28 protein-coding genes and 1 pseudogene are annotated in these 26,769 nt (G+C 63.3%); 19 read left to right on the forward strand and 10 right to left on the reverse strand.

Translation table 11 applies throughout. From position 1 onward, the window contains the following. The first annotated feature begins 39 nt into the window (after window positions 1–39). From QMA15_RS29460 to QMA15_RS29530, 15 genes are all read left to right on the forward strand, one after another. Window positions 40–1,737 carry a peptidoglycan DD-metalloendopeptidase family protein gene (locus QMA15_RS29460; protein ID WP_290287970.1) on the forward strand — a complete coding sequence of 566 codons (1,698 nt, stop codon included), beginning with the start codon at window positions 40–42 and terminating at the stop codon, window positions 1,735–1,737. Continuing rightward, window positions 1,734–2,321: a hypothetical protein gene (locus QMA15_RS29465; RefSeq protein ID WP_290287973.1), complete on the forward strand. Its 588-nt coding sequence runs from the start codon at window positions 1,734–1,736 to the stop codon at window positions 2,319–2,321. The genes QMA15_RS29460 and QMA15_RS29465 overlap by 4 nt, the downstream gene beginning before the upstream one ends. Continuing rightward, a complete protein-coding gene (locus tag QMA15_RS29470) occupies window positions 2,318–3,007 on the forward strand; it encodes a hypothetical protein (RefSeq protein WP_290287975.1) in 690 nt (229 codons plus the stop codon). The genes QMA15_RS29465 and QMA15_RS29470 overlap by 4 nt, the downstream gene beginning before the upstream one ends. 18 nt (window positions 3,008–3,025) lie before the next feature. Beyond that, window positions 3,026–3,349, forward strand: coding sequence for a hypothetical protein (locus QMA15_RS29475; RefSeq protein ID WP_065353072.1), 324 nt, complete (start codon window positions 3,026–3,028; stop codon window positions 3,347–3,349). After that, window positions 3,346–3,612, forward strand: a complete 267-nt coding sequence (locus QMA15_RS29480) for a hypothetical protein (protein ID WP_019750044.1) — start codon at window positions 3,346–3,348, stop codon at window positions 3,610–3,612. Before QMA15_RS29475 ends, QMA15_RS29480 begins: the two co-directional genes overlap by 4 nt. Window positions 3,613–3,657: 45 nt before the next feature. Beyond that, window positions 3,658–4,311, forward strand: coding sequence for a hypothetical protein (locus tag QMA15_RS29485; protein WP_290287984.1), 654 nt, complete (start codon window positions 3,658–3,660; stop codon window positions 4,309–4,311). A 28-nt stretch (window positions 4,312–4,339) separates the two neighbouring features. After that, the gene (locus QMA15_RS29490) at window positions 4,340–5,194 is read left to right on the forward strand and encodes a hypothetical protein (RefSeq protein ID WP_290287987.1); all 855 of its coding nucleotides are present in this window, start codon (window positions 4,340–4,342) and stop codon (window positions 5,192–5,194) included. Further along, window positions 5,188–6,711, forward strand: a complete 1,524-nt coding sequence (locus QMA15_RS29495; protein ID WP_290287990.1) for a hypothetical protein — start codon at window positions 5,188–5,190, stop codon at window positions 6,709–6,711. Before QMA15_RS29490 ends, QMA15_RS29495 begins: the two co-directional genes overlap by 7 nt. A 55-nt stretch (window positions 6,712–6,766) precedes the next feature. Then, entirely contained in the window at window positions 6,767–8,257 is a 1,491-nt protein-coding gene (locus tag QMA15_RS29500; RefSeq protein ID WP_019750040.1) for an SCO6880 family protein, read from the forward strand. Between the two features lie 31 nt (window positions 8,258–8,288). Next, window positions 8,289–10,019 carry a hypothetical protein gene (locus QMA15_RS29505; protein WP_019750039.1) on the forward strand — a complete coding sequence of 577 codons (1,731 nt, stop codon included), beginning with the start codon at window positions 8,289–8,291 and terminating at the stop codon, window positions 10,017–10,019. Beyond that, complete coding sequence (locus QMA15_RS29510) at window positions 10,016–10,318, forward strand: hypothetical protein (protein WP_020971508.1); 303 nt, start codon at window positions 10,016–10,018, stop codon at window positions 10,316–10,318. Before QMA15_RS29505 ends, QMA15_RS29510 begins: the two co-directional genes overlap by 4 nt. Beyond that, window positions 10,319–10,570 carry a hypothetical protein gene (locus QMA15_RS29515; RefSeq protein ID WP_290287998.1) on the forward strand — a complete coding sequence of 84 codons (252 nt, stop codon included), beginning with the start codon at window positions 10,319–10,321 and terminating at the stop codon, window positions 10,568–10,570. It begins immediately after the preceding gene. Window positions 10,571–10,656: 86 nt separating this feature from the next. After that, complete coding sequence (locus tag QMA15_RS29520) at window positions 10,657–12,483, forward strand: type IV secretory system conjugative DNA transfer family protein (protein WP_290288002.1); 1,827 nt, start codon at window positions 10,657–10,659, stop codon at window positions 12,481–12,483. Beyond that, on the forward strand, window positions 12,480–13,244 hold the full coding sequence (locus QMA15_RS29525) for a DUF4913 domain-containing protein (protein WP_290288005.1): 765 nt from the start codon (window positions 12,480–12,482) through the stop codon (window positions 13,242–13,244). Before QMA15_RS29520 ends, QMA15_RS29525 begins: the two co-directional genes overlap by 4 nt. After that, a complete protein-coding gene (locus tag QMA15_RS29530; protein ID WP_290288006.1) occupies window positions 13,244–14,056 on the forward strand; it encodes a hypothetical protein in 813 nt (270 codons plus the stop codon). Before QMA15_RS29525 ends, QMA15_RS29530 begins: the two co-directional genes overlap by 1 nt. A 222-nt stretch (window positions 14,057–14,278) precedes the next feature. Here the strand turns inward: QMA15_RS29530 and QMA15_RS29535 are convergent, their stop codons facing one another. The 5 genes from QMA15_RS29535 to mobC all read right to left on the reverse strand — a co-directional run bounded on the left by QMA15_RS29535 (window position 14,279) and on the right by mobC (window position 18,933). Continuing rightward, window positions 14,279–15,163, reverse strand: a complete 885-nt coding sequence (locus QMA15_RS29535) for a hypothetical protein (RefSeq protein WP_290288008.1) — start codon at window positions 15,161–15,163, stop codon at window positions 14,279–14,281. A 292-nt stretch (window positions 15,164–15,455) separates the two neighbouring features. Next, on the reverse strand, window positions 15,456–16,295 hold the full coding sequence (locus QMA15_RS29540; protein WP_290288010.1) for a Fic family protein: 840 nt from the start codon (window positions 16,293–16,295) through the stop codon (window positions 15,456–15,458). Continuing rightward, complete coding sequence (locus QMA15_RS29545; protein WP_290288014.1) at window positions 16,292–16,435, reverse strand: hypothetical protein; 144 nt, start codon at window positions 16,433–16,435, stop codon at window positions 16,292–16,294. The genes QMA15_RS29540 and QMA15_RS29545 overlap by 4 nt, the downstream gene beginning before the upstream one ends. Window positions 16,436–16,780: 345 nt before the next feature. Further along, on the reverse strand, window positions 16,781–18,538 hold the full coding sequence (locus QMA15_RS29550; protein ID WP_290288016.1) for a relaxase/mobilization nuclease domain-containing protein: 1,758 nt from the start codon (window positions 18,536–18,538) through the stop codon (window positions 16,781–16,783). Continuing rightward, window positions 18,535–18,933: a plasmid mobilization relaxosome protein MobC gene (gene mobC, locus QMA15_RS29555; RefSeq protein ID WP_290288019.1), complete on the reverse strand. Its 399-nt coding sequence runs from the start codon at window positions 18,931–18,933 to the stop codon at window positions 18,535–18,537. The genes QMA15_RS29550 and mobC overlap by 4 nt, the downstream gene beginning before the upstream one ends. Window positions 18,934–19,520: 587 nt before the next feature. On the opposite strand from mobC, the gene QMA15_RS29560 reads away from it, so the two are divergent. The 3 genes from QMA15_RS29560 to QMA15_RS29570 are packed head-to-tail and all read left to right on the forward strand — an operon-like array spanning window position 19,521 to window position 20,975. Beyond that, window positions 19,521–19,874: a hypothetical protein gene (locus tag QMA15_RS29560; RefSeq protein ID WP_054801595.1), complete on the forward strand. Its 354-nt coding sequence runs from the start codon at window positions 19,521–19,523 to the stop codon at window positions 19,872–19,874. Window positions 19,875–19,885: 11 nt separating this feature from the next. Beyond that, window positions 19,886–20,740: a CPBP family intramembrane glutamic endopeptidase gene (locus tag QMA15_RS29565; protein ID WP_290288026.1), complete on the forward strand. Its 855-nt coding sequence runs from the start codon at window positions 19,886–19,888 to the stop codon at window positions 20,738–20,740. A 40-nt stretch (window positions 20,741–20,780) separates the two neighbouring features. Then, entirely contained in the window at window positions 20,781–20,975 is a 195-nt protein-coding gene (locus QMA15_RS29570; protein ID WP_290288029.1) for a hypothetical protein, read from the forward strand. A 137-nt stretch (window positions 20,976–21,112) separates the two neighbouring features. On the opposite strand, the gene QMA15_RS29575 is transcribed toward QMA15_RS29570, so the two are convergent. Together QMA15_RS29575 and QMA15_RS29580 are read right to left on the reverse strand one after the other, a co-directional pair. Next, a complete protein-coding gene (locus QMA15_RS29575; protein ID WP_290288032.1) occupies window positions 21,113–22,135 on the reverse strand; it encodes a DUF4192 family protein in 1,023 nt (340 codons plus the stop codon). A 372-nt stretch (window positions 22,136–22,507) separates the two neighbouring features. Then, window positions 22,508–23,443, reverse strand: coding sequence for a WYL domain-containing protein (locus tag QMA15_RS29580; RefSeq protein WP_116057522.1), 936 nt, complete (start codon window positions 23,441–23,443; stop codon window positions 22,508–22,510). Window positions 23,444–23,613: 170 nt separating this feature from the next. Between QMA15_RS29580 and QMA15_RS29585 the strand changes: the two genes are divergently transcribed. Then, on the forward strand, window positions 23,614–24,171 hold the full coding sequence (locus QMA15_RS29585; protein ID WP_257216716.1) for a TIGR03086 family metal-binding protein: 558 nt from the start codon (window positions 23,614–23,616) through the stop codon (window positions 24,169–24,171). A gap of 29 nt (window positions 24,172–24,200) precedes the next feature. Here QMA15_RS29585 and QMA15_RS29590 read toward each other — a convergent pair. The 3 genes and pseudogenes from QMA15_RS29590 to QMA15_RS29600 form a co-directional block, all read right to left on the reverse strand. Next, window positions 24,201–24,821: pseudogene (locus QMA15_RS29590) on the reverse strand (transposase); the annotation flags it as partial. A 428-nt stretch (window positions 24,822–25,249) separates the two neighbouring features. After that, window positions 25,250–25,447 (reverse strand): hypothetical protein, encoded by a 198-nt coding sequence (locus QMA15_RS29595; protein ID WP_290288043.1) that lies wholly within the window; start codon window positions 25,445–25,447, stop codon window positions 25,250–25,252. A 27-nt stretch (window positions 25,448–25,474) separates the two neighbouring features. After that, complete coding sequence (locus QMA15_RS29600; RefSeq protein WP_290288045.1) at window positions 25,475–26,269, reverse strand: hypothetical protein; 795 nt, start codon at window positions 26,267–26,269, stop codon at window positions 25,475–25,477. Between the last annotated feature and the right edge of the window lie 500 nt (window positions 26,270–26,769).

The raw sequence follows: 26,769 nt of genomic DNA on the forward strand, positions 1-26,769 counted from the left end.
GACGCACTGACGTCCCACTCCAACCGAAGGGACCATCTCGTGTCAGATGACAGCAGCAGCGGAGGCGTCGGCGGTGCCATCGTCGTTGTCGGTGCCGCAGCCGTCGCGTTCCTTCTGATGATCATGGCCGTGGTGGTCGTTCTCGTTTCCGAGGACGAAGAGTGCGCTCCCGTCGAAAACGGGGGCGGCCAGGTCGCCGCTGCCGGTTCGCTGGTCAAGCCCACCAAGTCGTCCGAAACAACGGACACCTCTCCGTTCGGTCCGCGATGGGGCACCGAACACAAGGGACTCGACCGTGCGGGTCCTGTCGGTACCCCGATCTACGCGTTCACCGACGGCCGCGTTCGTGAAGCCGGTCCCGCTGACGGCTTCGGGAACTGGATCATCGTCGATCACGAAATCGAGGGCCACGTATACAGCAGCGTCTACGGGCACATGTTCGACGACGGTGTGATGGTCCGCGCCGGAGAGCAGGTCCGCGGCGGTCAGCAGATCGGGGCGATCGGCAATGCCGGCGGCTCGACCGGGCCGCACCTTCATTTCGAGGTGTGGGACGGGGGTCGTCTACCCGACGGCGCCGGTACCGCGGTGGATCCGCAACCGTGGATCGACAAGGCCGCCGAGCCCGGCGAGGCTCCCGCTGCGCCCGCACCGACTTCCCCGGGCTCGGGCGATGCGGGTGATGAAGGTTCCGGGTTCGGAGGTTTGGACGGCCGACAGTTGGCGATCGCGAAGCAGATCGTCGCGGTCGGTGAAGTCATGGGCATTCCAGATCGCGGTGTCGTCGTCGCGCTCGCAACCGCAAGCCAGGAATCCGGTTTCCGTATGTACGCCAACGACGGCACCGATCCTCGCCTCAAACCCGAGCAGAAAGACGTGAGCCGATCCCTGGACTTCCCACACGATGCTGTCGGACGAGATCACGGCTCCGTCAATCAGTTCCAGCAGCAGTACCCGTGGTGGGGAACGCTCGAAGAACTGATGAACTCTGCCACTGCATCACGCAAATTCTACGAAGCGCTGGCCAAGCAGAGCGGGTGGGAATCGCTACCGATCACCGTCGCAGCACAGAACGTTCAAGGATCGCTGTACCCGGACGCGTACGCCGACGACGAGCCCATCGCCACCACGTTGGCGGCCAAGTTCAAGGGCGCCGGGGCGAACATGTCCGAAGCCGACCTCGCATCCATCGCCGCTGGTGGAGCCATCGCCGTCGCCGACGGCGGAAGCGCTGCCTGCAACGATCAGCAGCCCGCACCCGGTAGCGGCGGCGGCGAGGGTCCGGCCAGCGAGTTCGGACGAGCCATCATCCTGGCTGCCTCGCGCTGGATCGGTACCCCGTACGTCTGGGGCGGTGGCGACACGAACGGCCCCACCGGCGGCGGATTCGACTGCTCAGGTCTGACGCTGTACGCGGTCTACCAGGCATCCGGCGGACGAATCAGCCTGCCGCACTTCACCGGGTCGACCGCAGATCCCGGACAGCTCTACGACTCACGCGGCGCAGAAGTCCCCATCGACCAGAAACAACCCGGCGACCTGATCTTCTTCGGCCCCGCCTCGAACACGCACCACGTCGGCATCTACTACGGCCTCGAGAACGGCGAAGAGATGTTGCTTCACGCTCCGACCGAAGGCCAGACCGTCACCATCGCTCCGCTGTCGGGGATGTCGGGAGAACAAATGCACGTCCGCCGCTTCGGCGCATCACAACCGCAACCGCAGGAGGCACGATGACAAACCGGACTGACCGCAGACCGATGAGGTTGACCGCGTTCGCAGCCATGACCTTCGCTGTTCTCGCACTTGTCGGATGCGGCCGCAGCGATGACCACGACCACCCGATGGATGAGGGCGGCCCCACTCAATCATTGACTGTTCCCGCCGATCCCACTCTGCCGGAACCGTTTTCCTCGGTCGATCAAAGCGATCCGGAAGCCGTGATGGTCGCGGCCGCGCAAGCTCTGTTCTCGTACACCCCCGGGGCGGACACCAACCAGATCGACGCAGCGAACCGGGCAGCACCGTTGCTCGACGAGCGGTACTACACCGACAACGCGTCGTCCTTCATTGCTTTGGCACCGATCACCGGTCGCCAATGGGAGTCCTGGCGTGAGCGCAGCGCGGTAGCCACGGCCACGGCGACGGTGACTGCCGACAATCACCCCGAGGACAAGCCTGCGAAGGTCTCGCGAGTCGTGGCCGTGACGGTGACCGCCGTCGATGCCGGCGGCCGGGAGATTGATCGGGTTCCGTTCGCGGCGTACATGACCGCCACCAAGCTCGGTGTGTGGCGCGTGAGCGCGGTGATGGTCCGATGACCAGCGCATATGCCGATGTTCCGCGTCGCGGTGCTCCGATGCCGAGCGGTCCACGCATCGCGGGGGCTGTGATGCCCGGGACCGATGAATCCGCTCCGATCTGGGAAGGCCCGATCGAACGTGAGGCTCTGACCCCGGCCCGGCCGCTTGTCTGGTTTCTCGGAGCTACCGGAGGTGCCGGAGTCTCCTCGCTGACGCGTTCCCTCGCGTACGCGGGGGACTGCCGGCGCGGCTGGCCCGGATACATCGGTGACCTACCGGGCGCGGACTCACCGCTGGTGGTGCTCGTTTTTCGCACGACGATGCACGGCGTAGAGCGTGCTCATTCACTGCTTCTGCAACACGCCGCCGGTGGCACGCCGGAAGGAACACACATCCTCGGCGTCGTGTCCGTCGCCGACAGTGATCGCCCACTGTCCAAGCCGGTCCGGAACCGTCTGGCCGTCGTCGAGTCGCTGGCGCGCTCGCTGGCCGGTCACTGCTGGGACGTGCCGTGGCTCGAGCCCTGGCGGGTCATGCCTCCTCGCGAACTTCCCGAGTGGTCTCCGTCCTCGACGTTGCCGGCCGACAAGAAAGCGGCGCGTGACCCGACGAGATACCCCGTCGCCCCGGTGATCGCTCTCCACGACCAGATCCGAGTCGCAGCAGCAGCTCGGGTGAAGGAAATCAGTTCTTCCGCAACATAACTCGAAAGGCACTTTCTCATGAACGCACTCCACACCATCAACACCTACATCCTTGCTCAGCAGCCCGCGCCCTTCCCCTCGCCTGGACAGGGCGGGGACGTGATCGACGTTCAGATGACCACTCCGCCGTCAGGCGACAAGTTTCAGGTCCTGCTCGGCGTCGGCCTGTGGGCGGCAACAGCTTTCCTGATCGGACTGGGAATGATGGCCGGCGTCAAGTTCGCCCAGTCGTTCGCCGACGGCACCGCTGGACGCGGCGAAAAGATGATGGTGGTCGGTGTCGCCGTCGGCGCGATCATCACGTCCTCCGCCGCCTCGTACGTCACCTGGTTCATGGAGTGAGTACTTCGATACTGGCCGCAGGCGGCGGCATCAAGATGCCCGGCGAAGACGTCCTGGTCCCGCTCGGGCAGATGCTCGGGGTGTTCCTGTGGTTCGTCGCAGCCGGTCTGATCGTCGCCGCGATGCGCGCCGGTGTCGAAGTCGCGCACCGCTTCGACGACGGCGAAGTCACCGGCCCCGGAATCCGGCGGTTGATCTCGATCGCCATCGGCGCCATCGTCACCGCCTCCGCAATCACGTGGGCGGGATGGCTCCTCATCTAGCCCGTCTCGATTCCACTACTCACTTTGCGAAAAAAGAAGGAAATCATGGCAATTCACCGTTACCGCCTCGTCGGCGCCCTCGTCGCCGCAGCTCTCGCGCTGTCGGTGGCCACCGCGTGCGGATCGTCGCAGGAGGACCCCGGAACCGGCACCGGCGCGGCGGTCGACACCAGCGCAGCGCCGCAGCAGGTGCAGTGGGAGAGCTACCGCGGTGTCGCTGTCCCTGTCTCCGCTGTCGACGGACCGACGAGCGTTTCGGCGAAGATCCCGTTCGGATACAGCCGAACACCCCAAGGGGTGGTGATGGCCGCCATTCAGGGCCAGAGCCGTCTCGCACTCGCACCGGACGAGACCTGGGCGCAGACCGCACAACTGCTGACCGCCCCTGGCCGGGGCCGCGACGCGTACGCCGTGGCGCGGGTGATGACCTCCATCACCACCGAAGCCGATCCTGCTCAGACAGCCCAGTTCGCCGGATTCCGCATCGAGGACTACAGCCCAGACCAAGCCGTGGTGTGGCTGGCCACACGGATGCCGGACGCTGCGCTGTCTGCGTCGCCGACCTCGCTGATCTGGCAAAACGGCGATTGGAAGATCACTCTCCCTGATCCGCAGCCCGAGACCTCCGAAGCTGCGCCCACCGATCCAGTGCCGTTGACCTCGCTCGACGGATACACCGCCTTCTCCTACGCCGACTGATCTTCCCCCGACTTTTCAGGAGCCACCCGTGAGTAACCGCACCGAACCCCGCGAGACCGCAGAAGGATCGCGCCTTCGCCGCACCGGCGAGTGGTTGGCGACCAGCCGCACGACCGGGATTGCCGCTGCCGTGTTCTGCGCGCTTCTCGCGGTGGTCGTGGCCGTGGCCGTGTTCATCGCCGTCACCCGCGACGACGATTCCGCCGGCGCCGGCGCCCCCACTGCCACCCAGCCGCCCGCGACGGCACCCGCAAAACCCGACAGCGGCATTGCATTCGGCGTTCCGTCTGCGGATCTGTTCGGCCGCGTGATCGCCAACCCCGTCAACCCGCGTGGTCAGGCGTTGCCGCAGTCGCCGGCAGATCGCCCCTCGTTCAAGGAAGGTGACCCGGTCCCCGCTCCGGAGGGGTTGATGTGGCAGCAAGTCGGTCCGTTCATCCTGCCGTTCTCGACCTCCGACGGTCCCACTCGAGTAGATGGCCCATTGGCCACGGGTTTCGCTCGCACCCCTCAGGGCGCTGCGCTCGCTGCCTGGCAGATCAGCATGCGGACGGTCATCGACCAGGAATCACTCGATGAGGTCTTCGACAACCAGATCGAACCCTCGACACGGGGGAACAAGGCGTCGTGGGCGCCGAAGAAGTGGATCGACTGGAGCCAGCTGCCCCCTCAGTACATCCCGGCGGCATTCAAGATTTCCGGTTGGAGCGCTGACAACTCGTTCGCAGTCGTGGAGGTCGCGGCCCGCGACAAGACTCCGGGCTCCTGGTTCACCACTCGCTTCGAGGTCGTCTGGCAGGACGGCGATTGGAAGATCCGTCGCCCTTCCACCCAGCTTCCGCCGCAGACGATCACTTCGCTGACGGGGTGGACCCAATGGTGAAGCGTCTGGCTGCGATCGCGGCTCTGCTCCTGGCCGTACTGGTCTTCGGGCCGGTCGCACTCGGGCATGCCCAGCCCCCGGCAGATGATCCGGGCACGTCGGACACCACGCAACCGCCGGCCGACGACGACATGTATGCCGGTTGCCGCGACGTCGGTGATTCCGTACCGGTCGTCGGTGGGTTCCTCGAACGGTTCTGCGACTTGGGCACCGCTGTGGCCAATCCACAGGACGCGGCCGGCGAGTTCGCCGACGGGATGTGGAAATCGGGCGTCGGCAAAGCCGCCGAAGTGTTCCTCGACGGCTGGAAAAAGGGCATCACCTTCATGCTGACGTGGTGGATGACCAACTCGGTCACCGGCGCCGTCGGAAACAGTGACACCGAGAACACCGTCTGGCAAGTGCACCAATTCTTACGAATCTTCCAGATAGCGGCGTTCATGATCTCGGTCGGGATCTCCGCCCTCAAACTCGCCTGGGCCAAATCACGTCTGGCACAGCAACATGCCGAAGAAACGGCAATGATGTTGACCCGCACAGTGTTCGCGTCCTGGACTCTGGTTCCGCTCATCCTCGCCGGTGACGAACTCTCCCGAGCAGCGGGTGTGTGGCTGGTTCAAGCGATGGTCGGAGAGAACATCGACGAAGCGGCGAACAAACTCCTCGCCGTCGCCGAAGTCGGCCCTCTCCTGGGTCCTGGCTTGATCTTCGTCTTCGCGATCTTGGGCATCGTCGGAACCGCCGTGCAAGCGGTGTTCATCATGATGCAGATCGCGATGCTGCGCCTCGTCCTCGGATGGGCACCGATCGCGGCCGCCGCATCAGGAATCGGCAGCGCCGGAATGCAGGCCTGGACCAAGCTACGAAATTGGGCGGTGGTGTTCGCACTGTTCCCGTTCGTCGCCTCCAGCGTGTACGGGATCGCTTTCCTCTCGGCCGCCGGTGCTACCGACGCGCAAGGTGTCTTCGCCGGAATGATCCTGCTGACACTCTCGTGCCTGACGATGCCGGCGTTGGCGAGACTGATCGTTCCTGCGATGGGTTCGATGGCCGGCGGCAACGGCGGCGCGGTGCTGGGCGGAATGCTCGCCGCCACCGGCGCGAGTATGGGCGCTTCGATGATCAAGTCGATGTCCTCCTCGGCTGAACAGGATTCCGGGTCCTCCTCGTCGTCGAGCGTTCAAGGCGGCCCGAGTACGGAACCGACCGGCTCCAGCACCCCCTCATCGGGATCGAGTTCACCGGCGCCCTCGGGCGGCGGCACAGAAGCCGCAGCGAGCGGTCCGTCCGGAGCAGCGACCGCGAGCGGCCCGTCCGGAGCAGCATCCGGCGGCGCAGCTTCCGGCGCGGCCGCGGCCGCTGGTCCGGTCGGTGCGGCCGTCGCCGTCGGGCAGGAAGTCTCCGACCGGATCGGCAGCGCTATGGGCGCCGTCGCATCGACGATCGGCGACAGCGCCTCCGGAGCAAGTGGGGAAGCGGACGTTCCGGACGAGCCACAAGGTGGGCGGTCCGGATGAGCGCACACCGCACCGCACCGTTTGACCTCATTGATTCCATCCTCGAGGAGCAGCTATGAGCACCGAAGCACCGGCCCGCCCCAACACCTACGGCGGTCTTCACGAAGCCCCCTCGACGTACCTGTTCGGTGTGTCGAAGAAAATGTTCTACGTCTTCGCCTCGGGCATCGTGGCCGGCATCGTTGCACTGCTCGCCGGGTTCTTCATCTCCGGAGCGGTGATCCTCGGCGTAGTGGTGCTGACCTGGGCGCCGCTCGCTGCACGCATCGGCGGTAAGTCAGGGTACGAATTCGCCACTGAACTCACCGGGTGGAGCAAGCAGCGTCGGCGCGGCCAGCACATCCTGCGCGCTGGTTCTCTCTCGAACGCGCCCGGAGGCCGAACCCGAGTCCCGGGAATCGGCGCTCCGATCGAAATGTGGTGGGGAATCGACAAACTGGGCCGACGATTCGGAATGAGTCATCTACCGAAACTGCATCAGTACACGATCAGGCTGCGTTGCTCTGTGCCCGGATACAAGGGTGTCGAACAGGGTCAGGTCGACCTCGACGTCGCCAACTGGGGTGAGTTCATCAACCTCAGCGGACAGACGCCGGACATCGAAGCGATCGCCACCATCATCGAAACCCTCCCAGAGACAGGCGCGCGGCAAGACGCGGAAATCACGCGACTGTGCAAACCCGGCACCTCTGAACTCGCACAAGCGGTGGTCCGCGAATCGGGCACCGGCGTACGTCACGGAATCCAGTTGCACACCCACATGGCGCTCACCTTCACCGCGAACACGGAAGCCAAACGCAAGGATCCGATGGCGATGATTGCCGATCTAGCAGAACGTCTTCCGTCGATCTGCGCGAACCTCGGCACATTCCGCGTGACCGCTGTCCCGATGTCCGATCACGAAATCTCCGCAGTCGTGCGCCGCGCATACGATCCCCGCCCGGTTGTCGAAGCCGAGGTGGAATCGTCACTGCGCAGCGGAGAGATGTACGTCGACTGGCTCGATGCCGGCCCGATGACGGCCGAGGAAACCAAAAACACCTACTTCCACGAAGGCGCGGCCTCGCGGACCTGGGTGATGAACGCACCCCCGTCCGGTGCCCGCAACGAACGGATTCTCAAAGCACTTCTCGAAGGTCACGGCGACGTCCCGCGCAAGCGCGTGACACTGATTCACCGGCCGATGTCCCCGGCCGACGCCGTGAACGCAGTCGAGAGCGGCTACGTCTACGCAGTCGGTGAACGCAATGCCCAACGCGGTATCGGGTCGGTCCGCGCAGACCTCAAGGTCAAGGCAGCAGACCGTACTCGCGTCGAGGTCGGCAACGGTGCCGGCGCGACAGCGGTCTCGCTGATCGTCACCGCGTCGGCAAGTACCGAAGCCCAGCTCGACATTCAGGCCGACACGATCGAATCCCTGGTCGCCGGGTGCTCGACGAAAGTACGGCCCGCATGGCGATACCAGGCAGCGGCATTTCTCTCGGGCGTCGGAGTCGGGGTCTATCTCCAAGACCACGCAACGACGGCGAAAACCTTGCAGGCCTGAACCGGCCGACCACCACCGACAGGAGAAAACGATGAGTTTGATGTTGCGCCGCCGGATCGCAGACCTGACCGGCACGTACGAACCCGGACGCAAGAAGCAGAATGCTTCCCTACGCGATCCGATGGCAGCGGCACGCAAACGCCGCCAGGCAGAGGAAAAACAACGCATCGCAGACGAGAAGGCAGCAGCGAAAGCCGCCGAACTCGCACGCGACCCTTCCCGAACCGAACCGAAATGGCGCCGCGCCCCCAAACTCACCGACCGCGGTTTCGCCGGCCACGGCGGCGGCAAGATGGGCGTCGTACCCAAGCCGCCGGAGTTCCGCGGCACCAGCGTACAGGCATGTGGGCTCTCCCCGTGGGTCGTAGGCAGCACCTATCCAATGGTCGGAACCCCACTCGGGAAAGATCCCGACGGCATCTCGTTCCACTACGACCCGATCACCGCCACCTACCGTTCACGCCGACAGAACACCCCCAGCGTGTTCATGCTCGCCCTCCCCAGTAACGGCAAGTCCACGGTGGGCCGCAAACTCGTCAGCGGCGGCATCGCCCAAGGTCACATCCCGTTCGTGTTCGCCGACACCAAACCCGACTTCACCAAGGAAATCGAAATCATCTGCGGCGATCGCGGCAAGATCGTGCGCCTGGGACACGGCGAGGGGTACCTCAACCCGCTCGCGATCGGAGCTCTCGGGTCGGTGATTCCGCTGCTCGCGGACTTCCCCGACTTGCAGAAGAAAGTGATCAAACAGGTTCACCAACGCCGCAAGCGAGTGATGCAGTCACTGTGCGAAATCGAGCGAGGAACAGCGCTGACACAGGCCGAACGCAACATCATCACCGCGGCGCTGCGCCTACTCGAAAAGGACCCCCGTTTCGGATACGACAACCCGCCGCTGATCTCGGATCTGCTCACGTTGATCGAGAACCCGCCGGAAGAGTTGATGCGCAAGGCGTACACCCGCGACAAGGACAAGTACCTCGCCAAGGTCGAATCCCTCCTCGAGACATTGTCCGCGCTGCTCGACGGCGATCTCGGTGAGGTGTTCTCCCAGCAGACGACCACCCCGATCGACTTCACCGGCGAGGATCGACCGACCGGTGTGTGCGTGGACATTTCAGCGCTCAGCCACGGTGACACCAAGCTCGAAGCTGCGGTGATGGCCGCATGCTGGGAGGACGGATTCGGCGCCATCGAAGCCGCACACGTCCTCGCCGATTGCGGACTTCGCGACCGGTTGCTCTTCCTGGCGGTGCTCGACGAATTCTGGCGAGTCCTCGCCGGCCCCGGAATGGTCAGCCGCGTCGACGCCCTCACCCGCCTGACCCGCACCGTCGGAACGGCGCTGGTGATGATCACCCACACCGTCAAGGACCTCGAATCGCTCGAGATGGACTTCGACATCATGAAAGCCAAGGGCTTCATCGAACGCGCCGGAGCGTTGATCGTGGGAGCCCTGACCTCGGACGAGATGGACAAACTCGACTCCATCATTCCGTTCACCCGCGCAGACAAGGCATGGGTCTCCGCGCTGTCGTCCCCAGCCGGCTACGACGCCCAACTCGAAAAGCCAGGACCACCCCCAGGCCGAGGGTTTTTCCTGCTCAAACAGGGCACCGAACGCATTCCGGGGCACCGTTTCGAGACCGTCCTGACCCCCACGGAACTGAAATACCAGTGGCACGACACCGACAGTCGGTTCGTCGACGCCACCGACGCCGGATACGCGGCACAGACAGCGAAGGACAATGCGGCATGAGCGGCAAACGCAGCACCCGCGGCAACCGCTATGGAGCAGAGGTGCGCAGTGCCACAGTAATTTTGGTCGACAAGCTGCGCCCTCAGTATCCGTCTCTGTGGGCGACCATCGAGCGTGTCTCCGCCGATACCGGTATCCACACCTCCACCGTGCGGGCATGGCTACGGCAGCGGGAAGGCGCGGACGCCGTGAAACCGCAACCGTGCGCCCCGGATTCCGAAATACATTCCCTCCGCGTCGAACTCGAAGCACTACGCGAAGTGAACCGTGGACTGATCGCCGCGAACAGAGGCCTGTAGATGACACATATCTTCCTCTACAGCACCGCCACCGAAGTCGGTGAGCCGTCCGCTGCATTGCAAAGCGCCGTACAGAAGATGCACGACCTGGTCGCCGACCTCGAAACAAAACACCGATTCGTTGCAGTACAAGGCCATTCACACACCGTCATCCCCGCTCGAGTAACGGGAACATCGTTGACGGGCAGGCCGCGGCCCGGTTACGCCGTCACATTGACCACCGTCGTCGAGATACCGACGGACAACACGTAAATCCGAAAGTTGGTAGTAACCACCATGTTTCGACGAATACTCACTTCCCCCGTCAGTGCCGCCGTCGACAGTAACGGAGATCAGTCATGAGTAAGGGTTCTGTGCGTGATCCCAGTCAAGGTGACGTGGCGTTCGAGGTGCTCGGTGTGTGCGCCGGGATCGCGGTTGCCGGCGTCGTCGGCGCCTCCGTCGCGATGCAGTTCGGCACCGAGCAGGATGTTCCGGTCAATCCGATGGCGATGGTCGCTGGCCTGATCAAGGGCGATCTCGTGTGGGAGTCCGGCGCGAGCGTAGTGGCGATTGCCTTCGCCTTGGCGTTGATCGTGTTGGTTGCGGTGGGCATGTGGTTGTTGATCCTGCGCAAGCGGGACAGCACCCGCGTCGACGAGCTGGCCAAGTACATGGGCCGCGGTCGCGACATCGTTTCGTTGACGGAACAGGCGTGCCGGGCGAAAGCCGAATCCTTGCAGGTGCGGCTCCGTCCCGACGACGTTGTCGGCATTCAGCTCGGGTACCTGTTGCTGCCGAGCAAGCCGGTGTTCGGGTCGGCCCCGATGTTGCGCGGCAGCTGGGAGGACCTGCACGTCGATATTTGGGGTCCTCGCACCGGTAAGTCGACCAGTCGCGTCATCCCCGCAGTTCTCGATGCTCCCGGCGCAGTCCTGACGACGTCGAACAAGCGCGATGTCGTCGACGCGACCCGCGACGTTCGAGCGGCAATGGGTTCGCAAGTCTGGGTGTTCGATCCGCAGAGGGTCGCCAATGAGGAACCGAGCTGGTGGTGGAATCCGCTCACGTGGGTGACCGACGAAGTCAGGGCCGCCGACCTGGCCGATCATTTCGCCTCCGGTGACGACGGACTCGAAGCGAAGACGGACGCGTTCTTCGATCCGGAAGGAAAGGATCTGTTGGCGGCACTGTTCCTGGCTGCGGCACTCGATCGCCGCCCGATCACACAGGCATATACGTGGGTCACGGACGTGCAGAACCAGGAAGCGGTGAAGATCCTTCGCCAACATGGGTACGGATTGCAGGCGGACGGCCTGGCCGGGCAGTACAACGCACCCGACAAACAACGCGGCGGTGTGTTCGGTACTGCCAAGAAGATGATCCGCTCGCTCAAGATCAGGACGATTCATCCCTGGGTGACGTCGGACGGTTTGTCCGATCCGCGGCCGCATTTCGATCCTCGCGAGTTCGTTCGTTCCGGAGGCACGCTCTACAGCCTTTCCCGCGAGGGCAACGGTTCGGCCGGCCCGCTCGTGACGGCGTTGACCGTCGCCGTGATCGACGCAGCCGAAGAAATCGCGACCACCTCGCCGAAGGGACGTCTGCCTGTTCCTCTCGTCGCTCCTCTCGACGAGGTAGCCAACGTCGTGCGCTGGTCCAAACTGCCTAGCCTCTACAGCCACTACGGTTCACGCGGAATCATCATCATGGCGATCTTGCAGTCCTGGTCACAGGGTGTGGAGGTGTGGGGCGAACGCGGGATGAAGAAACTGTGGTCGGCGGCGAACGTCAAGGTCTACGGCGGCGGTGTCGCCGTCGATGACGGGGTGTTCCTTCGGGACATGTCCACCGCGATCGGTGACCATTGGGAGATCACAGGGTCGGTCACAGCCTCCTCGCAAGGCCGATCCACTTCCAAGCAGCGCACCAAAGTTCGTACGTTCACCGAATCCGAACTCGAAGCACTGCCGCGTGGCCGAGCGATCGTACGTTCTTCCGGTAACCGGCCTGTGATCGTACGGACGGCGCCGTGGATGGCCGGCCCGCACGCCGACCGGATCAGGGCGTCAATCGAAGCCCACGATCCGGCAGCCCCGGCGACGTTGGCGGAAGCAGAAGAAGGCCTGTCCGAATGGCTCAAGCCAGACCACGCGGGAGCTGCGCGTGAGGCGGTGTCGCTGTGAACGCGCCGTTCGAGCCACCACCGGAGGACGATTTCGATCCGGGTGAGGCTGACTATCTGCCGCCGGAAGATGCGGACTATCCACCCCCATCCGCGTACACGCCCCTCAACGGGGGAGATGAACCGAATGTCGATGTGCCGCTGAGCGAGAACCTCGAGGCGATGGTCGGCAAGGCAGTTCTCAAACGCATCCAGAAGGAAGCCGACGCGATCGCTGAAGCGAAGTGGGCGGAAATCCTCACTCCGGAGCTGTACGCGCGACTCGAAGCCGCGGCGGCGGCCCGGTTGCTGGCGCAGCTCGAGATCTCGCTCGCCGATCCGGAACCGGAGCCGGAGCAGCCGGCAGAACCGGAGCTGGTGTTCGGATCGGTGGAGGAGTTCGTGCGCGAACGCATCGCCCCTGTCTATCGGCGTGAGGTGATCGAGGGGACGTCAAGGAACTGGTGCACGCAGTGGTGGAAACACGCCGAAGCTATCTCCCGGTTGGAAGCCCTGTGGCGAGCATGGGAGCGGCTGCGCCTGGATCCCTCGACCGGGATGAGTGTGTGGTGGCGCGATCACGCCGACCACCACATGGCGCAACTTTTCGATCCAGAGGGCACGTTCAAAGCGTGCTCGGTCCGCAGCGGTCATGCCGGCGGCGACTTCGCGATCGTGCCCTTGCCGATCGAACCCGCACCGTCGTCGATGTTCCCCGACATGCGTCTCTCCCCTGAATCCGCGCCCACAGCGGCGTCACCCCACAAGGAAGGCAACAACTGATGTCAGAGCACGACGAAATCGGTGAGGTCAATCAAGAACTCACGCGAATGTTCCGAGTCGGTTTGCAGTCTGCGTCCCGTCTCGCAGAGCAGATGGGCCGCGCACGTGAGAAGCAGATCCGCGACGCCGAAGCCAAAAGCGTGCAGGCGGCCCGCGAACTGCGTGAGCGGCTCGTCGCCGAGCGCAGCGCGATCGAGGCACAGCTACGACCGGTGATGACGGACCGCTGGTGGGAGGACGCTTCCCACGCGCAGATCGCCGACAGCTGGCAGCAGGCCCGCGGCTGGCAGGACCACTCGCAGCCCGCGGCCGACGCCGCAGATCGCATCCGCAAGGAAGTCCAGACACGATACGGAATAGATGCGGCCGCCCCCGGGATCGACCCGCGAGAAATCGAGAACCTGCTCCAGACAGCCGAAGAAGCCAAGCGGGCGGCTGCCGCCGAACAGGAACTCGCCGAACGCGAGAACGTGAAGGCCTCGGAGCTGATGGCTGAGGCCGATCGGCTCGACAAGACGGCGACGGAAGCCGAAGGTACGCCGGCCGAAACTGAAATCGCCGAAGACGCAGACGCTCATCGGGCGGCTGCGGAAGCCGAGTACGACTCGGCTGAACGGCGCGATGCCCTCGCCGCCGACATGAACGCCGGAGGAGTGGACAAGGAAACGATCGGCGCCCGGATGACGGCCGACCTCGACCAGGCCAAGCATCCCCGAGGAGCGGTGCAGACCGGGACCGGTAAACCGCCGGTCGCCAGGAAAGGGCGCCCCAGCAAAGGCCGCAGCCAAGAACGCCAACACACCGGCCGATAGCCGGGCTGGTCTCGTGCCCATGACGTTGACCGAGGATTTATGTCAACGTGACATCGTTCGATCAGGACCCATACCCAACACCGGTGTGGGTCTTGATGTCATTCGGGTGCTCGCAACCTGGCGCAATTTTCAACGTCGCCCAGGGTTGGTAGCGGTTCATCCCGGTCAAACGGCACAGCGAGCCTACTCACACGAAGTTGCAAGGCCAGACGCCGAAAGCGGCTAATCCGTGTCTTGGCCCCCATCTAGTCGCAGTTTGCTGTTGAGCCATTTCTTCCACCATTCGTTCGTTGCGTCGCGCAAGGTTGTCGCGTGTGGTCGTCCGAACCAGAAGAGGAATGCTGCCCCCGCGCTGAGGCAGATCAATGTCACGTTCTGATCACTGGAGTAGCCGATCGCTCCGACAAATCCGGCTGAACTCAGTAACGAGCCGAATGGTTTAATCGATTCGGGGACCGACCCGTACACCGGGATCGGCATCTTCTCCAGTACTGAGTACAACTCGTCGGCCAAAGTGATGGCCTCTTTTGGAGGCAGATCGAATGATGCGACAGCTGACTGGACGAAGCGGCGGATCACCTCGGCTGGTTCAAAGATGTAGGCGTCGTCGGAATCTGGTTCGGCCAGATCCGCGCCGGGGAGCCGTCCGCGTACCTGCAACCACCCTGGGTCGAGCGCAAAATATGTGACAGGGCCCCGCTTTTCGTCTACCGGAGTGAATGTTTTCACGTGCCGTTCCAGTTCCGTGAGGAAGCGGGTGCCCGCTCTCTCGGTTTGCCGGCGACTTCTCTCCAGTTCATCGCGGTGTTCGCCTTCTTGTTTTGCGAATTCGGCTACCACCCGCCGGAACAAGTCGTTGACCGCGGAGTCGATCTCGACTTCTTCTGGACCGCCGAAGTATTGGAGGGCTAAGCGTGTGATTCTTTCCGCTTCGGGGATGGGGTAATTCTCGCGCTCCCGTTCTTCCTTCGCGGTGGCGCGCATAAGTTCCCGGTGTAGCTCGCTGAGCCTTTGTTGGGATTCGAGAACTTCGCCGCGCAATTCTGTCGATCGCGAGAAGACTTCGATGTTGATCGATTCGGTTTGCAACAGCACCGAGCTGGACATCGACCACGTCTCAGCGACCTCACCGGCCTGTGTGTGGTGGAATACGCCGGTCATCGCCAATCCTCCGTGTAGTTGGTCTTTCGCAGAGTAGAGCACGGTTCGAGACGGCAGGGACAAACACCTACCCGTCCGGGAAAGCGGTTCTACCGCCCCGAGGTCGTCATCGCTGCGGTATCGAAAACACAGATGCGAATCTCAGCCCGATGAACGCAGCGCCACCACGTGCGCACCTGGAACGCGAGACTCGACTTCCGCCGGAAGGCCAGCGTCATTCCTACCGCCAGGGTCGGATTTATGAACCAACTCTTGTTTGCTGGAAGTCCAGTGACACAGTCCTGGCCGTCCGTGTGTTTCCTTCGACCGTGATTCGGAAGACGTGCCTTCCTGGGTCGCGGATGGAAACTCGGCCATTGACGTAGTAGAAGCGGTTTTCGGCAGCGTTGATCTGGTTGTCCACTGCGAACAGAGGTTCGGGCTCTCCGCCGGGGCGTACCAAATCGATGGTGATGTGGCGCAGGCGCCCGATGTCATCGTGCCCGGTTTGGGCGATGAGCACGAGACATAGGGGAATCGTTTGGGGGAGTGAGCCGGTGTAGTACCTGTCCCAGACTCCGCCGAGCACGTCGAGCTTCCCATCGGAGGTTCTTGCATATTCGGCAAAGAAGGCGCCGGTGATGACCATCGACGATTCGGAGGATTCCAGATCCCACGAAGCGGGTTCGTCGTGGCGTGCCGGTTCGCAACGGGTGCGGAACCATTCGGCTGCCATCTCGATGGTGCGGTCCGGTTCGTCGCTGGTCGTGAACAGGTCCTTAGCGACGGCGAGAACGAAGGCTTCTGATTCAACGTCCGGTACATGTGGGACGCGCACTCCGTTGATTCGCAGGAAGACGGTCGCTGCGAGCCATGCGGTGCGTTTATTGCCATCGTGAAAGTACTGGGTGCTACTCAGCCCATGCAGATATGCCGCTGCTTTCGTCCACAGGTCAGGAAAAAACTCGCTATTGAAGGATCCAGAGGACGGGCGTCCGATCGCGCCCTCCAGTCCTTCGCGGTCGCGTGTACCGGATCCGGCTCCGCAGTGTGCCTCATTGATGGCGACAACCGAGTCAAAGCTGAGGTACTCGGTCACTTCGCGAGGCGATCGAGGAGCTGGCTCCAGCGCTGCGCTTCCTCGCGGGCAAACATGGCGACCTTTGCTGAATCTGCATAGGTGACGTTGGGCGACGGAGTCGTCTCCGTAGCCTCGCTCGTATGCTTGGTCTCCGCCATAGAGCCCACGATACAGGTCCGCCGGTCCTCGCCAGGAGGTCTTACCCACAATGCACGGCACAACGATGTCTGGCCGTTCCGGACTGATGTCCGGATTCTGTGTGCATTGTTTGAAGGAGTGTCGACCCATCGTCAAACGCGTATCTCGCTGAAACGAACAGAACTCGCGAGCACTGATCATCAGCGCTGTTCAACAGGCAACCTGCGCCGTGCGGTTCCCTCTTCTCGCGGAACTTCTCATCGCGCCTGACCGCGTCATTGACACGATTTCAAAGCACCGACCCGAGTCCCGTCCCGCGATTGAGGGCACTCCTGAGAAGCAGGCCGTTCCGTTGACTCTCCGCACTAGCGCTCGGGGCCGTGGTCCCGGTTTCCCGTTCGGGCCTGTTCTCGTTGAGGATCGAGTCGCGAGGGGATTGGAGACGGGCCGCGCTTTGCTGCTTCGCGTGCGGGGACCGGGAAGTCACCGGCGGCCAGCGTTGCGGCATCGCTGCCTGCTTGTTCGGGCGACAACGCCGGGTCCGCTGTTGTCTTCTCTTCCGACACTGGCCGTTCGAGCACTGCGACGCTGCCCTCGGATTCGACCTGCTCGACCTCGGCGCGAGGTTGGGGCATCTGACGATGGATCGCTTCGAGTTCCCCGCGGGCGGTCATCTCGAGGTCCCGCGCCCGGCTCAGGTCGCCCGCTGCACGATGTGCGGCGGCGATCGCTTCAACTGACTTGATCAGTTGGCGCATCAGCAGCGCGTACGACACGGCCTTGCCGAGCTGCGGGCTTGTTTGCATCAAGATCAGCGCCGCGCCCCCGGCGGAGACGACGCCCGCCTTCTTCGGTGCGTGCTGATGTGCAGGGATCTGTGAGGATCGAGCGAGTTGTTTCGCAGCGTGAGCAAGGGGTCCTGGTGTGGCTTCGGTGCGGACTGACCATGCGTCGAAAACCCCGGCCGTGCGTCCCGCCGCGCGTGCCCATTGTGCTCGGTCGGTGACAGGAATCGAAGCAAGGTATTTGTTCCAAGCTGCGATGTCTCGGCCAGCTCGCTCGAGCAGTTTCGGGTCGAGCATCTTCGCTTCACGCCCGGGTCGCGCCGCGGGACGCTCGCGCCGTGCGCTGCGCCATTCGTCGACAGCCTCTGATGAGGCTGTGGGGGTGTCTTCCCATTCCTTACGGAGACGGGGAAGGGTCAAGTCTTTAGCCAGGTGCCCGCCGCCGTAGAAGATCGGTTTGGCATCGGCTCCGGTTGCATCGCGGTCAGGTCTGACGGCGACCTTGTATCCGACTACGACGTCATCGCGGCCGGAGGCGAAGCGGGGGCGGACGATCAATCCTTGCCCGCGAAGCCGGCGTACGAATTCCGCTTCGGACTTCGACGATGTCGCGCAGGCGCGCACGCGCCGTGCGAGGAGATCGCGGTCGAGTTCGGTCTGTCCGTTGCGTACTGCGCGGGCATTCTCGGCGCGGTGGTATCCGCGTTCGCCAGTCTTGCTTTGACGGGACTCGATGACAGCGAGGCCGTGTTCGCGTTCGATGCGTGCGGCCGCGACGCTGGCTCGTTTCCAGTCACGGTAGAGGTTGACTTTGGTGCCGTCTTCGCGCACGGCGGAGGCGGCGATGTGGATGTGGTCGTTGCCTTTCGCGGACACTCCGTGTCGGACGGCGACCCATCTGGCGGGGCTGCGACCGGAGGTGTCGGTGAAACCCATTTCGTCCATGAACTCGGTGGCGATCTTGTTCCACTGTTCGTCCGTAAGCTCGCCTTCGTCGGCTTTGAGTGAGAGTGAGCAGTGCCAGACATTGCCGTCGCGGTAAGGGTCGATCGGGTCGCGGACCTTCTTGCCGTGACTGTCGCGGACGTCTTGGCCGGCGTCGTCGCGTAGGTAGTTCGGGATCTTGATTTCGGTGCCGAACACTTTGCGGGGTTGGTCGATCTGCTTGCCGATCGCGAGGGCGTCGACACCGCTGAGTTCGTTGTCGTCGTGCCACGCCATGATCGCGTAGTCACCGGCCACCAGATGGGGGTCGGTGTGCTCGTTGCTCTTGCCCGGACCGGCGAGGTACGACATCAAGCCGGTGACTTTGGCGCCGCGGGAAATCTTGACGATCACGGCGCGGACATCTCGTCGAGGGTGCCGTGAATCCGGTCGGCTAAACGCCGCACGCTGACCAGTGCGCCGTTCAGTTCGGCGGGGATCTCACCGGTCGCGTTGGTGGCTTTCGCCATTTGGTTGATGTTGATCGAAATCGCCGACAACAACCGGAACGCGGAGAACAGCTCCGCGGCAAGATCGCGCCGATCGGTGGCGGTTTCACCGGATTCGGACAGAGCGGACTCGACCATCAGCCGAGCCACGGTGATGCGAGCTTCCTGCGCACGGCGCAGCAACTCGGACTCCTCCTCGGGAGTCACCTTCACCACGTGCCGGCCAGCCCGACCGCCCGGCACATTCTCCCGGCGTTCACGACGGAACCGGCGGGGTCGACTGACCTCGTCTTCACTCATGTCCGTCGTGCCTCCCTTCGGCCCAGCGCAGCGCCCCCACCACGTGGGGCTACACGCCAGTGTCTCAGGTCCAGAGCGCAGCGGCAAGACCTGACCCAACTTAGGGCACCTAAGTTACTATCTTGCTATGCTGGGGCTCAGATTTCTGGGTCACTTCCGTCTGAGTCTCGTTCCCGAAATCTCAAAAGCGCCAGGACGAGCCTGCGAGTTCCTCCGGTCTTGAGTTCGTCCCCATTTGGGGGCTGGTCCCGATTGTGGGTGCCTGAGACGCAGCGGAGCGGAGAGGGAAATCTCGGGCATCCATATGAGGATCGGAGCAGTCCCGATCTGTGGTCGAATCTCAGAGAAAAGAAAATGCGCCGCGCGGAGCGCGTCGATACGCAGTTCGGGTGGTTGATGTTGCCCACAGGCGGGCACCGGGGTTCTCGGCATTGGGCACACACCAGATTCCTCCGCTCCGCGTCTGGTGTGCACACAACGCCGCCCCGGACACCCACCCGTGGACAACGGGACGAGTCTCCGCGAGTTGCGCTTAGCGCACGTTCAGTGGTGCACGGACGGGCGAGATTTCTCCTACGATGTAGCGCATGAACACGACACCGAACACACCAGATTTCGACGCACTCGACGCAGCTATCAAGGCGGAAGCCGAAGAGAAGATGAAGATCATCCGTGTGGTGGCGACTGCACACAAGGAGCTGCTCGACACGCGTGAGGAGTTCGCCCGCAAGGATGCCGCCAACGTCGGCAACCTCGATGCCGCGATCAGTGAAGCGCTCCGTGTCGGATTCACCGAAGCGTCGATCAAACAGTGGCGTGTGCCGGCTGCGCGGAAGTCAGCAGCCAAGCGGACGGCGACGAAGAAGCCGGTGGCGAAGAAGATCGAAACTTCGCCGGCCGCCTCGCCGGCCACTGAATCCGGTGAGCAGAAGAGCGCTTAGGACGGCGCCCGGTGACCACGCCGGCTGTTCGCTCGGGGTCGACGCCGATCACTGTTGTTCGCTCGCGCTACGAACTGATGAGGGACGCGTGGTACCGGTTGATTCCGGCGCGTACACAGATTCGGTTCTTGTCGACGGTGCTACTGGGTTACGCGATTCACAACGCTGCGTATGCCGTGGACGACCCCACTCGCGAGAACCTCAAAGACGCGTTTCTCTCGTGGCTGTTTTGGTTGGTGTTTGCTCTTGTCCCGCCGATCGCAAATGCAAAAGCCGGCGGCCGTTGGCCGCGCATCCGATCGGTGGCCCGTTCGCTGCGCGTCACCTGGGTGCGGTCGATCCGGTGGTTGGGCTTTGTCATGCCGCGACCGAACTCGCAGATGTCTGCGTGGAGAAGGATCGGGTTGTGGGTTCTCCTGATTCCGGTTCTCGTCGCGATCGGAAACTATCTACTCTTCGCATATGGCGTGAATCTGGATACGTGGTTTCCGGTCACCGATCCGGACACCATCGCCGAGAACGAGGCTCGTAAGGAATTTCTGATCCGGGGTGGAATCTTCACCGCAGTGACCGGGGCTTTCCTCCACGCGGCCCTACCGGAGGAGATTCTGCATCGGTCCGGCGTTCTCGCCGTCCAGCGTTGGAAACCGTCGAATCGTGTTCTGATTCTGTCGGTGGCCTCGGTCATGCTCGTGCTCTTCGCTTTCGCTCACCTGAAGTTCGGTTTTGGCAATGTGGTGTCGGCGTTCATCGGCGGCGCACTGTTCACTGTCCTCGCCCTGTACACCCGTTCACTGTGGCCGGCGATCGCTGCCCACGGATTCGCCAACCTGATCATCGAAGTGCAGTGGGTGCTGAACTCGTGACTTCTCCACTAGCTCCACGCACGCAACGAAAGGCCCAGCCGTGAGTGACAAGAACATCCCTGTGGAACGCTCCGCAGTCGAGGCGGCGATGTACCAATCGACGAAGCATCTGAACGTGATCACCGATGCGGATCTTGCCGCTGTTGTCGAAGGACTGACTGGCGAACCCGTTGCGCGTGCTCAGATCGATTTCGCGTTTCCCGCGCCGGGAACCACGGATCACTTGTTCGATTGATCGTCGGTGCGCCGCATTGCACTGGTGGCGCTCTGAGGAGCTGGCGCAGCGGTTGTTAGGGCTCGATGCCCGAACAACTGCCACCGCATACGGGAGCGGCCCCGACTCCTTCGCGAAGTCGGGGCCGCTGCCGTTTTTCAGCTGTCGAGGTTGTCGACGCCGACGCCGAAGGATCGCGCTGCGTCGGCGGCGATCGCGTGCAGTTGCGTGGTGACTGCTGCGGGCGAGACTGCGTGCTCGAGTGCGAAGTCGAGCAGGTTGCGCAGTGGGGTGTCGTGTTCGCCGTTGCCGTCGATCACTGCGGCTTGGGCGGCCTCGAGTGCGATGCCGGTACTGGGTCCGTCGCCGCTGATGTAGGAGCAGTACGCCGCGACGGTGAGAATCTGGATGCGGGCGTTGCCGCGTACCTGGCGGGCGATGGTCGCGAACGCATGGGCGGCGGCGTGCTCGTTTCCGTTGGCGGTGAACAGCAGGGCATCGCGTGCGGTGGGGCTGATGGTGGCGCACAGTCCGACACGTGCGGCCAGCTCGGCGTCCGGGTTACCGCGTGTGCGGATGAGTGTCGCGAGTTCGGTGACGGCGTGGCGAACGAAGTCCGTTCTCTGTGCGTGCAGCGCTGCGTGTGCGGTTGCGGTGTCCGCTTCGACGGTGACGGCGTAGCGGGCGGCGATGTCCTCGCGTGAGGCTGCGGTGGTGCGACCTTGTTCGACGGCGTTGTGAATGCTCAGCGTTGAGGCGTTCGGGTCTTCGGTGAGTCCGGTCGCGTACGTGTCGAGGTCGGTCCACAACGCACCGGCTTCGAGCGCGGTGACGTGCAGGGCGAGCATGTCGTGGATTCCGGCGTCACGGAATCCCTGGCGCAGGATCGCGATCTGGTCGAGCGCGATGACTGCGGCGGCGTCTTCGGCGACGGCAACGCAGATCGTGGCGGTGGCCTCGGCGCGTGCGGCAGCTTCGAGGTACGGGGCGGGATCGAATTCGGTGCCCTCGCCTGCGGCGGCGTCGGTCCGTGCGACAAGGGCAATCTGCTTGGTGGTGCGGCCGTCGACGATTTCGTCTTTGAGCATGATCACGATGACCGATGCGGTCGGGATGAATCCGAGCATGGTGGGGATGGAGGCGAGTACCTCGGTGGCGGTGTTCAAACGGATGCGCTGCATGTCGTTCCCCTCGCTGATAAAAGTGACCGGGCCGGGTGCCCCGCCAATTTTTTTCGCCTGCTGGCAAAGGAGAATCGCGTCGGCATGAGGGGGCCGGAGTGCCACCCCTGGGCCGAGAAAATTTCGGCGGGAGCTTGCGAGTGACGAAAATTTCTCGGAGCCATCGGTCGGCGCTTGCGCCGCCAGGGGTTGCGCGCAGGTCACCGCCGACGAGAATCGGAAGGCCAGAAGGAGAATCTCAATAGGCTTTGTCAAGCACGGCCGCAGGCCGTTCCGTTCGGTCGTCGACGCAGGAGACGATTCCCTCTAACCTGTCCGAGCTGTATTGATGACCGCAGGAGTGTGCAGTCAGCCACGAAATATTCTCGGTATTCAAAGGTTGTAGCGGGCTGCCATCTCCGTGGCGCGCGCGACAAGTTCGTCCCTGATTCGCTGCGGCCCCACAGCTACGGCGGCGGGCCCCGCCGCCCACAACGCACGGACGGCGTGGGTGTCCTCAGCGAACTCCAACTCGGCGCGGCACCACCCATCGGGACCGTCTTCGCGATGGTGAACCCGGAGCGACTTGCCGGACAGTGCGTCCCACCCGTCCTCACGGACCAGGCACGAGACGACGACCTTCGGAAGTGAATTTCGAAATGAGTTCCAGTGCAACAAGAACGCTGCTTCGAGATCGACCTGGTCGGCTCGGACGGCGGGCTCGTCAAGTACGGTGAGGTCTTCGATACGGGACACGCGGTACGTCCGCTCGATGCCCTCACGCTGCGCCAACAAATACCACTGAGAACCCGCACATACCAGGCCGATCGGGTCGAGCGTGCGCTCCGCGGCGGACGCAGTTCGACTGGTGTACATCACGTTCACTCGACGCCCGTCGATGACGGCCCGCTGCAGCTCGACCAGATGCGGCTCGGGTGGGCTCGGCCAGGCAAATCCGTCGGGACGTACCAGTATCCGCGCCGACGCCCGGTGTGCTTCCACGCGGTGCGGCTCCGGAAGAGCGGCAGCGACCTTGCGCATCGCGCTCGCAAAATGCGGCGAATCGACCCGGCCTGCACCAGAAGACAGCAAGGCTTTCGCTTCCTCCAAGGTGAGACCTGTGAGGTCCGTTCGGTATCCGGGAATCAAACTGATTCCGCCACCTCGACCGCGATCGGTATAGACGGGCACTCCGGACGTGGACAGGGCATCGATGTCGCGAAGCACAGTCCGTGTGGACACTTCCAATTCAGCGGCGAGATCCGATGCAGTCAGCCGTCCACGGCGCTGCAGGAGCATGAGGATGGCCAGAAGCCGGTCGGCGCGCATATTCAACAATCTTGCCCGTCAAACATGACAGAAGATGTCATGTTTGACGCGTTTACTCGATTCCATGCCGCCGACCAGGCGGCAACGACGAGAGGAATTTCGCCATCAACACCGTCAGCGCTCCCGAACAGATCGACCCCCGCCCTATCTACCTCGGCGCCACTACCTGGGTGACCGCTCTGCTCCGCAATGTCCGCGACGACCAGCACACCCTGCCCACACCGTGCGACGAGTACGACGTCAAAACCCTCTCGTCACACCTGATCGGTACCGTAGGCCGGATCATTGCCATCGCCGAATTGGGAAGCCCTGATTCTGTATCACCGATCGCACCCGAGCACGATGCGGAGACCTTCGCGCGCCTCGCCGCCCGCGCCCACCAAGCGTGGGCAGATGACGCGCTGCTCGACAAGCCCGTCGTCGCACCGTGGGGTGAGTCCCCAGGCCGAGTCGCGCTCTGGGGTTACACCAACGAAGCACTCGTCCACGGCTGGGACCTCGCGGTCGCGACAGGGCAGCCAGCCGAAGCGGACCCGGCGTTGGTTGAACCAACAGCCGTGATGCAGCACCACATCCTGCCCCCTGCCATCCGTGTGCCGGGAGTGCCCTTCTCGATGGTCATAGAGCCTCGGACCGAAGCAGGCCCCACCGAACGTCTCGCCAACTGGTCCGGACGATCCAGCACCAACTGGATCCGATCGATCGCGGCCAACAAACACCAGAGATAGATCTGCTGCCGACCTCAAGATCTAGATCTTCATGCTGCGGCGATAGCCGGACGCGGTTGATAGACCGCATTGTCACGGAGCATCGCCCACAACACATTCAGTCTCCGTCTCGCCAACGCAAGAACTGCCTGTGTATGGCGTTTCCCCTCTGCTCGTTTGCGGTTGTAGAAGACCTGCGATTGATCGTTGTGACGGATACTGAGCTGCGCCGACAGGTAAAAGGTGCGCAACAGTCTGCGGTCGTATCTGCGCGGCCGGTGAAGGTTTCCACTGACTCGGCCCGAATCTCGCGGCACCGGCGCCAGACCGGAGATGCCGGCCAGTCTGTCGGCGGTTCCGAACGCGGACACATCGCCGCCTGTGGCCGCGAGGAATTCGGCGCCGAGTAGTGGCCCGAAGCCGGGCATTGATTCAATCACCTTCGCGTGCCGGTGGCGACGGAACCGTTCCTCGATTGAGGAATCCAACTCCCTCAGTTCGGTATTCAGGTTCAGGATCTGGTGCGCCAGCCTGCCTACCGTCGATGCTGCGACGTCTTGACCTGCAACCCGTACCGACTGCCCGTTTGCTGCCTCGATCGCAGTATCGGCCAGTCGAGAGGCGTTGTATGCCTTCCTTTTCCTCAACCACCTTTCCAACTTCGCATGGCCGAGCTTTCGAGTCGGCTGAAAACCTGGCGGACGACCTCTCCGACGTGTCCTTACACAGCGATATCGTTCGCGTCTCTCAATGAGCGGTCGAGTCGTCGAGAACACCGGGCGGCCATTCTCCTTCAGCCATGCGCACAGCAGAAACAAAAAGAGCCATACCCGGCGTCCCCAGGCAGCTCCGAACCTACAAAGATTCAGCCAGCACCGCCCAGCAAAACGGTAAGGAACGAAAAGATGTTCTTCATCAGGACGCAGCGCAGCGGAGTTCATTTTGGGGGACACCGAAGGTGGCCGGCCGCCGGGAAGGGGTCACCTTTCCGCCGGCAGCGTCCAGTCGCCGACACCTACTGCCCGCAGGGCGGACATAACAACGGTCGGTGGGTCAGCGGTGCGGGAAACGCACCACTGACCCACCGACCGGGATTCTGCTAGGACTTCTTGTCGTCTGGGGAGTTCTTGTCGCGTGAGCTGCCCAAGCTCAGGATTGCCGTCAACAGTGCTCCGACAAGCAGAAATCCGACAACGCGCGTGCTTCGTTCAGCGCCACTGAGATCCGCCCACGTCAACAGTTGCGCGAGGACTGCGACGAAGTAGAGCAACAGGGTTGCACTCGTGAACTTGTTCATGACGCGAGCCTAACCAGCGCGACGCGCTCAGAAGTTGATGTAGGTAGGGTTCGTGCTCTTTTGCATCGTCGCCGGGCTGCCGCTGTAGCCGATGGACAGTCCACCGATGAAGGACGCGGACACCGATCCGGCGCTGCCGCCGTCCTGGTTGTGCTCGTACGCGAACTGCGCTCCGAACGACTGGGTGTCGCAGCCGAGTTTGCGGGTAACGGTCGAGCTGATGTGTCCGTGGTCGACGTTCAGTTTGAAGCCTGACACCGCATCGCGAAGGCCGACGATGGGGGCGCCGCCGACGCCACCGTCTTTGAGGTACGCCGCGCTGTCGGTGGTGCGTTCTCCGTCGTAGTAGTACGAGTTGTACGTCGTGGACACTGCTGTCAGGCAGCGGTTGGAGAAGTCGAACATGATGGAGGCGAAGTCATCGGGTGCAGATCCGTTGACGTAGTCGTCACGAAAGTTCCACGTACCCATGTACGTTGCGGTGCGTCCCGGGGTGGGAAGCCAGTATCCGACAACGCTGAATGCATCCGTGGGGACTGCACGGGCGGCGACCCCTTCCTGCGGTGCCTGGTTGCTCAGGAGGTCTGCCGTTGCGGCATCTACCGGTCCGTCGACGCCGGAGACACTGAACTGGATGCTCTGACCGAGCTGCTGTTCAGCCAGAGCATTGATGCCGATGAAGTCGTGGGGATTCTGTTCGGCGTACGCGAGCAAAGGATCGGCCGCCGGGGCAGGTTCTGCGTTGGCGGTAGGCGCGGCGGCGAGGGCTGCGAGGGAAAGGGCCGTGACGGCCGTTGCGGCCCATGCTTTCGACTTGACCATGAGTATCTCCATCTTCGATGTACTTACCCGACGATTACTGAACAGTTACTGACCGTAGCGTAAGTTCGAAATATCGCAAACCGGTTGGTACGTAATTCATCGAAATATCCATGAGTTTTTAAGAAACCTGCACTTCACTCGCAAGATGCACGTCCGTGCTGCGCTCGCACTCAAGAAGGCAGCGCACCGATTCAGGTTTTTAGCAAATAGACAGTGATCGAACAAGTGGGGTTTCATTCCGTAGACTTTCCAGTGCGACACCGAGCGGTCTCCCGCCCGGGTCCTACCGCCCGGTGTCGCACTGTGTTTGCGGGTGCTGCCGTCTAGGCGGCTGCGGTGTCCTCGGCGTCGGGTTCGAGTGCGTCGGCGAGGGTGTGGACGGTCGCGAGGACTGTGCGGGCGGTGTCGGTGATGACCTCGAGGTCTCCGTTTCCCCATCCGGCGATGTAGTCGGTGGTGTCGAGTCCGAGCAGTCCGGCCAGGACGTAGGCGACGGATTC

This window comes from Rhodococcus sp. APC 3903 (assembly GCF_030407755.1).
Lineage (GTDB): Bacteria > Actinomycetota > Actinomycetes > Mycobacteriales > Mycobacteriaceae > Rhodococcus_F > Rhodococcus_F erythropolis.

Coding starts and splice junctions, on each gene's coding strand:
- QMA15_RS29520 (WP_290288002.1), top strand. CDS start 10,657: ATGAGTAAGGGTTCTGTGCGTGATCCCAGTCAAGGTGACGTGGCGTTC.
- QMA15_RS29485 (WP_290287984.1), top strand. CDS start 3,658: ATGGCAATTCACCGTTACCGCCTCGTCGGCGCCCTCGTCGCCGCAGCT.
- mobC (WP_290288019.1), bottom strand. CDS start 18,933: ATGAGTGAAGACGAGGTCAGTCGACCCCGCCGGTTCCGTCGTGAACGC.
- QMA15_RS29580 (WP_116057522.1), bottom strand. CDS start 23,443: ATGCGCGCCGACCGGCTTCTGGCCATCCTCATGCTCCTGCAGCGCCGT.
- QMA15_RS29475 (WP_065353072.1), top strand. CDS start 3,026: ATGAACGCACTCCACACCATCAACACCTACATCCTTGCTCAGCAGCCC.
- QMA15_RS29530 (WP_290288006.1), top strand. CDS start 13,244: ATGTCAGAGCACGACGAAATCGGTGAGGTCAATCAAGAACTCACGCGA.
- QMA15_RS29470 (WP_290287975.1), top strand. CDS start 2,318: ATGACCAGCGCATATGCCGATGTTCCGCGTCGCGGTGCTCCGATGCCG.
- QMA15_RS29600 (WP_290288045.1), bottom strand. CDS start 26,269: ATGGTCAAGTCGAAAGCATGGGCCGCAACGGCCGTCACGGCCCTTTCC.
- QMA15_RS29515 (WP_290287998.1), top strand. CDS start 10,319: ATGACACATATCTTCCTCTACAGCACCGCCACCGAAGTCGGTGAGCCG.
- QMA15_RS29505 (WP_019750039.1), top strand. CDS start 8,289: ATGAGTTTGATGTTGCGCCGCCGGATCGCAGACCTGACCGGCACGTAC.
- QMA15_RS29535 (WP_290288008.1), bottom strand. CDS start 15,163: ATGTCCAGCTCGGTGCTGTTGCAAACCGAATCGATCAACATCGAAGTC.
- QMA15_RS29495 (WP_290287990.1), top strand. CDS start 5,188: ATGGTGAAGCGTCTGGCTGCGATCGCGGCTCTGCTCCTGGCCGTACTG.
- QMA15_RS29560 (WP_054801595.1), top strand. CDS start 19,521: ATGAACACGACACCGAACACACCAGATTTCGACGCACTCGACGCAGCT.
- QMA15_RS29575 (WP_290288032.1), bottom strand. CDS start 22,135: ATGCAGCGCATCCGTTTGAACACCGCCACCGAGGTACTCGCCTCCATC.
- QMA15_RS29545 (WP_290288014.1), bottom strand. CDS start 16,435: ATGGCGGAGACCAAGCATACGAGCGAGGCTACGGAGACGACTCCGTCG.
- QMA15_RS29465 (WP_290287973.1), top strand. CDS start 1,734: ATGACAAACCGGACTGACCGCAGACCGATGAGGTTGACCGCGTTCGCA.
- QMA15_RS29500 (WP_019750040.1), top strand. CDS start 6,767: ATGAGCACCGAAGCACCGGCCCGCCCCAACACCTACGGCGGTCTTCAC.
- QMA15_RS29595 (WP_290288043.1), bottom strand. CDS start 25,447: ATGAACAAGTTCACGAGTGCAACCCTGTTGCTCTACTTCGTCGCAGTC.
- QMA15_RS29510 (WP_020971508.1), top strand. CDS start 10,016: ATGAGCGGCAAACGCAGCACCCGCGGCAACCGCTATGGAGCAGAGGTG.